The 10,982-nt window shown below is 73.4% G+C and carries 9 protein-coding genes and 1 pseudogene; all 10 read right to left on the minus strand.

Translation table 11 applies throughout. The features are described 5' to 3' along the window. Window positions 1-773, minus strand: a 773-nt coding sequence (pyrF, locus tag H6X67_RS11435) for an orotidine-5'-phosphate decarboxylase (RefSeq protein ID WP_249435549.1), incomplete at its 3' end; no start/stop codon positions are given. Then, window positions 770-4,090, minus strand: coding sequence for a carbamoyl-phosphate synthase large subunit (gene carB, locus H6X67_RS11440; RefSeq protein WP_249367524.1), 3,321 nt, complete (start codon window positions 4,088-4,090; stop codon window positions 770-772). The genes carB and pyrF, both read right to left, overlap by 4 nt. Further along, window positions 4,090-5,343: a glutamine-hydrolyzing carbamoyl-phosphate synthase small subunit gene (gene carA, locus H6X67_RS11445; RefSeq protein WP_249367525.1), complete on the minus strand. Its 1,254-nt coding sequence runs from the start codon at window positions 5,341-5,343 to the stop codon at window positions 4,090-4,092. Before carA ends, carB begins: the two co-directional genes overlap by 1 nt. After that, window positions 5,340-6,659 carry a dihydroorotase gene (locus H6X67_RS11450; RefSeq protein ID WP_249367526.1) on the minus strand — a complete coding sequence of 440 codons (1,320 nt, stop codon included), beginning with the start codon at window positions 6,657-6,659 and terminating at the stop codon, window positions 5,340-5,342. The genes carA and H6X67_RS11450 overlap by 4 nt, the downstream gene beginning before the upstream one ends. Further along, window positions 6,656-7,642, minus strand: a complete 987-nt coding sequence (locus tag H6X67_RS11455; RefSeq protein ID WP_249367527.1) for an aspartate carbamoyltransferase catalytic subunit — start codon at window positions 7,640-7,642, stop codon at window positions 6,656-6,658. Before H6X67_RS11455 ends, H6X67_RS11450 begins: the two co-directional genes overlap by 4 nt. Continuing rightward, window positions 7,639-8,220, minus strand: a complete 582-nt coding sequence (pyrR, locus tag H6X67_RS11460) for a bifunctional pyr operon transcriptional regulator/uracil phosphoribosyltransferase PyrR (RefSeq protein ID WP_249367528.1) — start codon at window positions 8,218-8,220, stop codon at window positions 7,639-7,641. Before pyrR ends, H6X67_RS11455 begins: the two co-directional genes overlap by 4 nt. A 122-nt stretch (window positions 8,221-8,342) precedes the next feature. Further along, entirely contained in the window at window positions 8,343-9,209 is an 867-nt protein-coding gene (locus H6X67_RS11465) for an SDR family oxidoreductase (RefSeq protein ID WP_249367529.1), read from the minus strand. A 125-nt stretch (window positions 9,210-9,334) separates the two neighbouring features. Continuing rightward, window positions 9,335-9,949 (minus strand): transcription antitermination factor NusB, encoded by a 615-nt coding sequence (gene nusB, locus H6X67_RS11470; protein ID WP_249367530.1) that lies wholly within the window; start codon window positions 9,947-9,949, stop codon window positions 9,335-9,337. Between the two features lie 4 nt (window positions 9,950-9,953). Beyond that, window positions 9,954-10,517 (minus strand): elongation factor P, encoded by a 564-nt coding sequence (gene efp / locus H6X67_RS11475; RefSeq protein ID WP_249367531.1) that lies wholly within the window; start codon window positions 10,515-10,517, stop codon window positions 9,954-9,956. Between the two features lie 110 nt (window positions 10,518-10,627). Then, a pseudogene (locus tag H6X67_RS11480) lies at window positions 10,628-10,982 on the minus strand (shikimate kinase); the annotation flags it as partial.

Consider the following 10,982-nt stretch of genomic DNA (forward strand, 5'->3'; position numbering starts at 1 on the left):
GCGCCGAAGACCTGCTCGAGCTCGGGCGCGCCGGCCCCCTGCGCCCCCACCCCGGGCGCCAGCAGCGGGGCGGCCGAGGCCTGAAGGTCCAGGCCCAGGTCGCGCACGGCCCGCCCCACGGTCGCGCCGACGACGAGGCCGACGCTGCCGAGCGTGCCGGCGGCCCTGGCGGCCGCGTTGGCGGCTCTCACGCCGTCGACCACCCCGCCCGCCACCGAGCGGCCGGAGGCGTCCGTCGCGTGCTGGACGCTGCGGCCCTCCGGATTCGAGGTCAGCCCCAGGACGAAGACCCCGCGGGCCGTGTCCCGGGCGAGGCTGAGCACGGGCTCCAGGGAGCCGAAGCCGAGGTAGGGCGAGACGGTGAGGGCGTCGGCCGCCAGCGTCGAGCCCTCGGAGAGGTAGGCGTCCGCGTAGCCGCCCATCGTGGAGCCGATGTCGCCGCGCTTGACGTCCAGGACGCTGAGCGTGCCTGCCTCGCGCAGGGCCGCGAGGGTCTCCTCCAGGACCGCCACGCCGGCGGAGCCGTGACGCTCGTAGAAGGCCGACTGCGGTTTGACGGCGGCCACCCGGCCCCCCAGCGCGTCCACGACCCGCAGGGAGAACTCGCGCAGCCCGGCGGCGTCGTCGCTCAGCCCCCAGGCCTCAAGCAGGCCCTTGTGGGGGTCGATGCCCACGCACAGGGGCCCCAGCTCATCCATGGCCCGGGCCAGGCGGGCGCCGAAGGGCGGGCGCCCGGGAAGGTCCTCGGCGGTGGTGGGCCCGGCGGCGCTCATGCGCTCACCTGCTCGCGCCGCGCGGTGCGCTCGACGTCGTGCTCCTGCAGGGAGCGGATCCTGAAGGGGCCGCGCAGGCGGGCCTCGAGCGCCTGGACGGTCGCCTGCAGCTGCTGCACTGTGGTGATGATGGGCCGGTCGGCGCTCGTCGTGGCCGCCCGGATCGAGTATCCGTCGGCGCGGGCGCCCTGCCCCTTGGGCGTGTTGACCACCATGTCCACCATGCCGGACTCGATGAGCTCGACGATCGTCTGCTCCCCGTGCTCTCCCTGACCCTCGCTCACCTTGCGCACGGCCGTGGAGGGGATGCCGTTGCGGCGCAGGACCTGGGCGGTACCCGTCGTGGCGAGCACCGTGAAGCCGAGCTCGGCCAGGCGGGCGACCGGCAGCACGACGGCCCGCTTGTCACGGTCGGCGACGGAGACGAAGACCGTGCCCTCGGTCGGCAGGCCCCCGTAGGCGCCGGCCTGGGACTTGGCGAAGGCGGTGGGGAAGTCGATGTCGTAGCCCATGACCTCACCGGTCGAGCGCATCTCGGGGCCGAGGACGGTGTCGACGACGCGCCCCTCGGGGGTGCGGAAGCGCCTGAAGGGCAGGACCGCCTCCTTGACCGCGATGGGGTCCAGCGGGTCGGAGTGGGTGGCGTCGTGGCCGGGCAGGTGTCCGCGCCGCCTGAGGGAGGCGATGCTCTCGCCCGCCATGAGCAGGGCCGCGGCCTTGGCGAGCTGCACACCGGTGGCCTTCGAGACGAAGGGGACGGTGCGCGAGGCGCGCGGGTTGGCCTCGATGACGTAGAGCGTGTCGCTCATGAGGGCGAACTGGATGTTGATGAGCCCGCGCACGCCCACCCCCTGGGCGATGGCCTCGGTGGAGCGGCGGATGCGGGCGATCTCCGTGTCCGACAGCGTCATGGGTGGCAGCACGCAGGCGGAGTCCCCCGAGTGGATGCCCGCCTCCTCGATGTGCTCCATGACGCCGCCGAGGAAGAGCTCGGTGCCGTCGTAGAGCGCGTCGACGTCGATCTCGATGGCGTCGTCGAGGAAGCGGTCGATGAGCAGCGGGCCGTTGGCGTAGGCGCCGCCGGGCTCCCGGCCGGCGCGGGCGAGGTAGTCCTCCAGACCGGCGTGCTCGTAGACGATCTCCATGCCGCGCCCGCCCAGCACGTAGCTGGGGCGCACGAGGACGGGGAAGCCGATCTCCTCGGCCACGGCGAGCGTCTGCTCGTCCGTGAGCGCCGTGCCGTGCGCGGGCGCGGGCAGGCCCGCCCTCTCCAGGACGACGCCGAAGACCTCACGGTCCTCCGCGGCGTCGATGGCCTCGGGGCTCGTGCCGATGATGGTGACGCCGGCGGCCTTGAGCCGGGCGGCCAGGGACAGCGGGGTCTGGCCGCCGAGCTGGACGATGACGCCGGCGACGGGGCCGGCGGCGAGCTCGGCCTCGTAGACCTCCATGACGTCCTCGAAGGTCAGCGGCTCGAAGTAGAGACGGTCGGAGACGTCGTAGTCGGTGGAGACGGTCTCCGGGTTGCAGTTGACCATGACGGTCTCGTAGCGCTCGGACAGCGCCATGGTCGCGTGGACGCAGGAGTAGTCGAACTCGATGCCCTGGCCGATGCGGTTGGGGCCCGAGCCCAGGATGATGACGGCCTCGCGCTCGCGCGGCGCCACCTCGCTCTCGGTGTCGTAGCTCGAGTACAGGTAGGGGGTGCGGGCCGCGAACTCGGCGGCGCAGGTGTCCACCGTCTTGTAGACCGGGCGCAGGCCGTAGGCGTGGCGGACCTCGCGGACCGTGTCCTCGCTCAGGCCCCGGATCCCGGCGAGCTGGGCGTCGGAGAAGCCGTGGCGCTTGGCCTCGGCCAGGACCGCGGGGGTCAGGGCCGGGGCCCGGCGGACCATGTCCGCCGTCTCCTGCAGGAGCATCATCTGGTCGAGGAACCAGGGGTCGATGCGGGTGGCCTCGAAGAGCTCGTCCAGGGTGGCGCCAGCGCGCACGGCCTGCTGCAGGTCGAGCAGGCGGTGCTCGGTGGGGGTGCGCAGGGACTCCAGCAGAGCGGGCAAGGCCTCGGGCGCGGGCGCCTGGCCGTCCCAGTGGAAGGCGGTGCCCTTCTTGTCGATGGAGCGCATGGCCTTCTGCAGGGCCTCGGTGAAGGACCTCCCGATGGCCATGGCCTCGCCGACGGACTTCATCGTCGTCGTCAGAGACGGGTCCGCGCCGCGGAACTTCTCGAAGGCGAAGCGCGGGACCTTGACAACGACGTAGTCGAGCGTCGGCTCGAAGGAGGCGGGTGTGGACCCGGTGATGTCGTTGGGGATCTCGTCGAGCGTGTAGCCCACGGCCAGGCGGGCGGCGATCTTGGCGATGGGGAAGCCTGTGGTCTTGGAGGCCAGGGCCGAGGAGCGCGAGACGCGGGGGTTCATCTCGATGACGACGACGCGGCCGGTGGCCGGGTCGACGGCGAACTGGATGTTGCAGCCACCGGTGTCCACCCCGACCTCGCGGATGACGGCGATGCCGATGTCGCGCAGGCGCTGCAGCTCGCGGTCGGTGAGGGTCAGCGCGGGGGCCACGGTGACGGAGTCGCCCGTGTGGACGCCCACGGGGTCGAGGTTCTCGATGGAGCAGACGACGACGCAGTTGTCCGCCTTGTCACGCATGAGCTCGAGCTCGTACTCCTTCCACCCGAGGATGGACTCCTCGAGGAGCACCTCGGTGGTGCGCGAGGCCGTCAGGCCCTGGCCGGCGATGCGCTCGAGGTCGGCGGCGTCGTGGGCGATGCCGGAGCCCAGGCCGCCCATGGTGAAGGAGGGGCGCACGACGACGGGGTAGCCGCCCAGCTCGGCGACGCCGGCGTGGCACTCGTCCATCGTGTGGGCGATGACGGAGCGGGCGACCTCGGCGCCGCAGCGCTCGACCACCCTCTTGAACTCGTCGCGGTCCTCACCGGCGTTGATCGCCTCGGCGTTGGCGCCGATGAGCTCGACGCCGTAGCGCTCGAGCACACCGGCCTCGACCAGGCTCATGGCGGCGTTGAGGGCCGTCTGGCCGCCCAGGGTCGGCAGGAGGGCGTCGGGGCGCTCCTTATCGATGATGGAGGTCAGGACCTCCAGGGTGATGGGCTCGACGTAGGTGGCGTCGGCGACGTCCGGGTCCGTCATGATCGTCGCCGGGTTGGAGTTGACGAGGATGACGCGGATGCCCTCGGAGCGCAGGACGCGGCAGGCCTGGGTGCCCGAGTAGTCGAACTCGCAGGCCTGCCCGATGACGATGGGGCCCGAGCCGATGACGAGGACGGAGGAGATGTCGGTACGGCGGGGCATCAGGCGGTCTCCTCGGCGGTGGTCTCGGGGCTGTGGCCCGTGGCGGCCCGGTGCTCGGTCATGAGACGGACGAAGCGGTCGAACAGGTGCTCGCCGTCGTGCGGTCCCGCGGCGGCCTCCGGGTGGTACTGGACGGAGAAGGCGGGCAGGTCCAGGGCGCGCAGGCCCTCGACGACGCCGTCGTTGAGACCGACGTGGCTGACCTCGACGCGCCCGTAGCGACCCGAGTCGTAGGGGGCGGTGCTGGGCCCGCCGACGGGGGCGTCGACGGCGAAGCCGTGGTTGTGCGCGGTGATCTCGACGCGGCCCGTGGCCCGGTCGAGGACCGGCTGGTTGACGCCCCGGTGGCCGTAGCCGAGCTTGTAGGTGCCGTATCCCAGGGCCCGGCCGAAGATCTGGTTGCCCAGGCAGATGCCGAAGAAGGGCAGGTGGGCGTCGAGCACGCCGCGCAGCAGCGCGACCTCGGCGTCGGCGGTGCCGGGGTCGCCCGGGCCGTTGGAGAAGAAGACGCCGTCGGGCCGCAGGGCCAGGACCTCGGGCAGGGTCGTGGACTGGGGCAGCACGTGCACGCGCACGCCCCGCTCGGCGAGCTGGAAGGGGGTGCGGGCCTTGATGCCGAGGTCGACGGCGGCGACGACGGCGACGGGCTCGCGCCCCTGCCAGACGCCGGAGGGCTCGACGACGTAGCCCTCGTCGGTGGAGACCTCGGCGGCCAGGGCCTGGCCCTCCATGACGGGCTCGGAGCGCACGGCGTCGAGGCAGATGTCGAGAGCCGCCCGGGAGGGGGTGCTGCGCGGGTCGGGGCCGACGCCGGCGGGCAGGGCCTCACCGGAGAAGATGCCGGCACGCATGGCGCCGCGCTCACGCAGGTGGCGGGTGAGGGCGCGGGTGTCGACGTCGCAGATGCCGACGACCCCGGCCTCGCGCAGCTCGTCCTCCAGCTCGCGCCTGGCGCGCCAGGAGGAGGCGCGCCGGGCGGGGTCTCGCACGACGTAGCCGGCGACCCAGATGCGCCCGGACTCGGGGTCCTCGTCGTTGACACCGGTGTTGCCGATGTGCGGGGCGGTCATGACGACGATCTGCCGGTGGTAGGAGGGGTCCGTGAGGGTCTCCTGGTAACCGGTCATGGCCGTGTTGAAGACGACCTCGGCGACGGTGCGCCCGGTGGCGCCGTAGGAGCGGCCGACGAGGGCGAAGCCGTCCTCGAGGACGAGCAGGGCGGGGGTGCGTGCGGACGACGCGGCCGGGCTCATGCCTGCCCCTCGCCGTCGCGGGCCACGGGCCGGCCGCCGAGGACCGTGGGGCGCCCGTGCAGGAAGGTGGCGATGACCTGGCCCGGCAGCTCCATGCCCGCGTAGGGCGTGTTGGTCGAGTGCGTCCACTGGGAGGCGCCGTCCACGGTGCGCCGCACCGTGGGGTCGACGACGGTGATATTGGCGGGGGCGCCGACCTCGAGGCCCTGGCCCTGGTCTCGCACGCGGCCGATGAGGGCGGGGGCCGTGGACATGACCCGGGCGATGTCACGCCAGGTCATGCGGCCAGTGCTCACCATCGTCTCGATGAGGACCGGCAGGGCGGTCTCGAGGCCGGTCATGCCGAAGGCGCCGGCCTGCCACTCGCAGTCCTTGTCCTCCAGCGGGTGCGGGGCGTGGTCGGTGCCGACGACGTCGATGGTGCCGTCGGCCAGGGCCTCGCGCACGGCCTCGACGTCCTCGGCGGTGCGCAGGGGCGGGTTGACCTTGTACAGGGGCGAGTAGCTGCGGGCCATCTCGTCGGTGAGCAGCAGGTGGTGCGGGGTGACCTCGGCGGTGACGTCGATCCCGCGGGCCTTCGCCCAGCGGATGATGTCGACGCTGCCCGCCGTGGACAGGTGGCACACGTGCAGGCGCGAGCCGACGTGCTCGGCGAGCAGGACGTCGCGGGCGATGATGGACTCCTCGGCGACCGAGGGCCAGCCGCGCAGGCCCAGCTCGGCGGAGACGGTGCCCTCGTGCATCTGGGAGCCCTCGGTCAGGCGCGGGTCCTGGGAGTGCTGGGCGATGACGCCGTCGAAGGACTTGACGTACTCCAGGGCGCGGCGCATGAGGACGGGGTCGTAGACGCACTTGCCGTCGTCGGAGAAGACGCGCACCTGGGCGGCCGAGTGCGCCATGGCGCCCATCTCGCTCAGCTGCTCGCCCTTGAGACCCTTGGAGACGGCGCCGACAGGGTGGACGTCCACCCAGCCGGCGTCCTGGCCCAGGCGCAGGACCTGCTCGACGACGCCCGCGTTGTCCTGGACCGGGTTGGTGTTGGCCATGGCGAAGACGGCGGTGTAGCCGCCGACGGCGGCGGCGCGGGTGCCGGTGCGGACGGTCTCGGCGGACTCGCCGCCGGGCTCGCGCAGGTGGGTGTGGATGTCGACGAGGCCGGGCAGGGCGACGAGGCCGTCGAGCTCGTGGCGCACCGTGCCGTCGGGCGCCTGGGCGGCGGCCCCGGGGCCGGTGGCGGCGATGCGGCCGTCGATAACGAGGATGTCGGCGGGGTCCTCGCCGTAGGGGCGGGCGCCGGTGAGGAGGTGGGCGGTCACAGCTGGGTCCCTTCGTCGGCGAGGAGGAGGTAGAGGGCGGCCATGCGCACGGAGACGCCGTTGCCGACCTGCTCGATGATGCGCGAGCGGGGGTCGTCGGCGGCCTCGGCGGTGATCTCCAGGCCACGGTTCATCGGGCCGGGGTGCATGACGATGGCGTGGTCGGGCATGGCCTCGCGGCGGGCGCTGTCGAGGCCGTAGGCGCGCGAGTACTCGGCGGGGCTGGGGAAGTAGCCGCCGCCGGCGGCGCTCATGCGCTCGCGCTGGACGCGCAGCATCATGACGGCGTCGGGGCGCGCAGCGGCGATGGTCTCGTCCAGGTCGTAGGAGACCTCGCAGGGCCAGCCCTCCATCCCGATGGGCAGGAGGGTGGGCGGGGCCACGAGGGTGACGCTGGCACCGAGGGTGGTGAGCAGGTCGACGTTGGAGCGGGCGACGCGCGAGTGCAGGACGTCGCCGACGATGACGACCCTGGCGCCGGCGAGGTCGCGGCCGCGCGGGGCGGGCGAGCCGTCGGCGGCGCCGTCGGCGGGGTCGTACCAGCGGCGCAGGGTCATGGCGTCGAGCAGGGCCTGGGTAGGGTGCTGGTGCTTGCCGTCACCGGCGTTGAGCACGGGCACGTCGATCCAGCCGGCGTGGGCGAGCAGGTGGGCGGCGCCGTCGGCCGAGTGGCGCACGACGACGGCGTCGGCGCCCATCGCCATGATCGTCTGGGCGGTGTCCTTGAGGGACTCCCCCTTGGAGACGGAGGAGCCCTTGGCGGAGAAGTTGATGACGTCGGCGCTGAGCCTCTTGGCGGCGGCCTCGAAGGACAGGCGGGTGCGGGTGGAGTCCTCGAAGAAGAGGTTGACGACGGTCTTGCCGCGCAGGGTGGGCAGCTTCTTGACGGCGTGACGCTGGGTGGCGGCCATGGCCTCGGCGGTGTCGAGGACCATGACGGCCTCGTCGTGGCTGAGGTCCTTGGCGGACAGCAGGTGCTTCATCGGGCGGCCTCCGTGGCGGTCTCGGTCGACGGGTGGATGGCGACCGAGTCGGCTCCGGCTCCGAGCTCGGTGAGGGAGACGACGACCTTCTCCGTGCGGGAGGTCGGCAGGTTCTTGCCGACGTAGTCCGCGCGGATGGGCAGCTGGCGGTGGCCACGGTCGACGAGGACGGCGAGCTGGACGGCCTCGGCCCGGCCGATGGAGCCCAGGGCGTCGAGGGCGGCGCGGATGGTGCGCCCGGAGTAGAGGACGTCGTCGACGAGGACGACGGTGCGTCCCTCGAGGACCTCACCGGGGATGACGGTGGGCTGGGGCACGCGGATGGCGTGGCGGCCGAGATCGTCGCGGTACATCGTGATGTCGAGGGTGCCGACGGGGACCTCGGAGCCGCCGGTGGCGAAGGCGAGGGCCTTGGCCAGGCGCTGGGCGAGGGGGACGCCGCCGGAGGGGATGCCGAGGAGCAGAAGGTCCTCCACACCCCGGTTGCGCTCGACGATCTCGTGAGCGATACGGACGAGGGAGCGTGCGATCTCGGGCTCTCCGAGGATCTGCTTCCCGGTGGACTGCGCGTAGGCCACGGTGCGTGGACCTCCTTCCCCGCCTCACTGGACGGACTTCAAGGATGTCTGACACCGGCATCGTATCCCTGCCCGGCGCGGGCACGCCCGGCGCTCCCGCATGGTGGCACGTGAGATATCCGTCAGGGGCGTGCGCCGGTGAGGACCTCGGCCAGGCTCAGGGGCGCGCGGCCGGTGAGGCGGTGGACGTCGTCGGTGACGGCCGCGAGCTGGCCGGAGGCGATGGCCGTGTAGGTGCTCACCCACCCGTCGACCTGCCAGGCGGGGGCGCCGTAGCCCGCCCGCGAGGCGTAGGCCTGCTCGAGGCTCTCCTCGCGGTAGGTGGTGGGCGGGCCCAGCACGGTGAGGGTGCGGGCGACGTCGGTGAGGCTCAGGGCCTCAGGGCCGGTCATCGTGTACACGGCGCCGTCGTGGAGGCCGGAGCCGGTGGCGAGGTCCGTGAGCACGGCGGCGGCCGAGCGCACGACGTCGGCCCGGGCGACGGCGCCGACGCGGCCGCCGGTGGGGCCGGCGGGACCGGCGATGACGCCGTTGACGGCGAGCTCGGGCAGGAAGTCGAGGTAGAAGGAGTCGCGCAGCAGCGTGGTGGTCATGCCGGAGGCCGCCAGGTGGGCCTCGGTGGCGCCGTGGGTGCGCCCGAAGGTGAAGACCGAGTCCTCCCCCGCGCCGAGGAAGCTCGTGTAGACGACGTGGCGCACACCGGCCTCGGCCGCGGAGTCGATGAGGGCGCGGTGCTGCTCGAGGCGGTCGGCCGCCTCGGAGGCCGAGACCATGAGCAGCACGTCGACGCCGGCGAGCGCGACGGGCCCGGCCTCGCGGTCGCCGTAGGTGGTGACGGCGACGTTGTCGGCCCAGGCGGGCGCCCGGGTGGCGTCGCGCACGATGAGGCGGGGGCCCAGGCCGGCGTCGTGCAGGCGGGCAGCGACGGCGCCGCCGACGCGGCCGGTGGCGCCCGTGACGGCGATGACGGGGGTGCGGGTGCTGCTCATGGCCCCACCCTAGGGGCGCCCTCAGATCCGTGGAGGACGTCGTGGGCGGCCCCGGTGGTGGGGCCGCCCACGACGGCGGGTGGTGGTGCGGCGCGCGGGAGCGCCGGCCGGTGCTGTCAGCGCTGTCAGCGCAGCGTGTCCGCGAGGTCCCCGATGCGGCCGAGCAGGCCCCCGAGGTAGCGGGGGGAGTCGTCCGTGGAGAGCATCCTCGCCAGCGTCATGGCCTCGTCGACCGCGACGGGGGCGTCGACGTCGTCGTTGTAGACGATCTCCCAGGTGGCGACGCGGGCGATGGCGCGGTCCACGGCCGGCATGCGGGCGAGCGTCCAGTCCTGGGCGTAGGTCTCGATGGTGTCGTCGACGTCGGCGAGGTGGTCCGCCACGCCGGTGAGGATCTCGCGCGTGTAGGCGGGCGCCTCGGTGTGGTTGGCGGACTCGACGGCGCGCCGGGCGGCGAAGTCGCGCAGGGTCTGCGCGGCCTCGGCGGCGGTGACGGGCGCCTGGGCCGGGGCGTGCTCGTCACGCTCGCCCCAGTGGCGCTCGTCCTCCGCGTCGCGCCGGCGGCCCCTGCCCAGCATGCCGCGCTGGTCGGCCTCGAAGAGGACCTCGATGGCGCGACGACGGGCCTTGGTGCGCGCCGTGACGGGGTGCTTGACGGGGCGCGGGGCTCCCGCCGTCCCGCCGTCGGACGCGGCGGCGGAGCTCTCGGGCGCCTCGGCTCGGGGGGTGGTCTCGGTCATCGGGTCAGTCGGTGACGCGGGAGATGTAGTCGCCAGTGCGGGTGTCGACCTTGACGCGGTCGCCCTCGTTGAGGAACAGCGGGACCTGGATCTCCGCGCCCGTCTCGAGGGTGGCGGGCTTGGTGCCGGCGGAGGAGCGGTCGCCCTGCAGGCCCGGCTCGGTGTGGGAGATCGTCAGCACGACGGAGGCGGGCAGCTCGACGAAGAGGACGGAGTCCTCGTGGAAGGCGACGATGACGTCCTGGCCCTCGAGCATGTAGGTGGCGGCGTCGCCGACGGTCTCGGCGGAGACCGGGACCTGCTCGTAGTCCTTGACGTCCATGAAGACGAAGTCCTCGCCGTCCTTGTAGGAGAACTGCATGTCGCGGCGGTCGACGGTGGCGGTGTCGACCTTGAGGCCGGCGTTGAAGGTGCGGTCGACGGTCTTGCCGGACAGGACGTTCTTGAGCTTGGTGCGCACGAAGGCGGGGCCCTTGCCGGGCTTGACGTGCTGGAACTCGACCACCTGCCAGAGCTGGCCCTCGATGTTGAGCACGAGGCCGTTCTTCAGGTCGTTCGTCGTTGCCACGGGTGTTCCTCACTGTCGGGGGACGTCTTGTCGCCGCAAGACTACCGTCCGGCCGGGCCGCCGCCCCGGGCCGGGGCGTGCGAGGCCCGTCACGACGGCGGGGCCGTACCTCAGGCGCCGGCGCCCAGCAGCCCGATGGCCTCGGCGGCCGCCTGGGCGGGCGTGGTGGACGTCGTGTCGACGACGACGGCCTCGGCGCCGGCCGAGCGCAGGCAGAGGTCCTGGCGGGCGTGGAGCATCTGGGTGAAGGCGTGGTGGACGTTGCCCAGCGCCACCGAGCGGGGGGCGTCCAGCCCGTTGCGGGTGGCCAGGCGCCGGGTCGTGGCGGTCAGCAGCACCGTGCGGGCGCCTGCGGCCCGGGCGCGCTCCAGGGCGCTGCGGACCCCGGCGTCGGCCAGGCAGCCGGAGCCCAGGGCCGTGACGGTGCCGGCCGGGGCGGCGAGCAGCGAGCAGGCGGCCTCGGCC

The sequence above is a fragment of the Actinomyces sp. AC-20-1 genome (genome assembly GCF_023369555.1).
Taxonomy (GTDB): domain Bacteria; phylum Actinomycetota; class Actinomycetes; order Actinomycetales; family Actinomycetaceae; genus Actinomyces.

Excerpts from the sequence above, each read along its gene's own strand:
- carB (WP_249367524.1), bottom strand. The coding sequence starts at position 4,090 with ATGCCCCGCCGTACCGACATCTCCTCCGTCCTCGTCATCGGCTCGGGC.
- H6X67_RS11455 (WP_249367527.1), bottom strand. The coding sequence starts at position 7,642 with ATGAAGCACCTGCTGTCCGCCAAGGACCTCAGCCACGACGAGGCCGTC.
- H6X67_RS11465 (WP_249367529.1), bottom strand. The coding sequence starts at position 9,209 with ATGAGCAGCACCCGCACCCCCGTCATCGCCGTCACGGGCGCCACCGGC.
- carA (WP_249367525.1), bottom strand. The coding sequence starts at position 5,343 with ATGAGCCCGGCCGCGTCGTCCGCACGCACCCCCGCCCTGCTCGTCCTC.
- nusB (WP_249367530.1), bottom strand. The coding sequence starts at position 9,949 with ATGACCGAGACCACCCCCCGAGCCGAGGCGCCCGAGAGCTCCGCCGCC.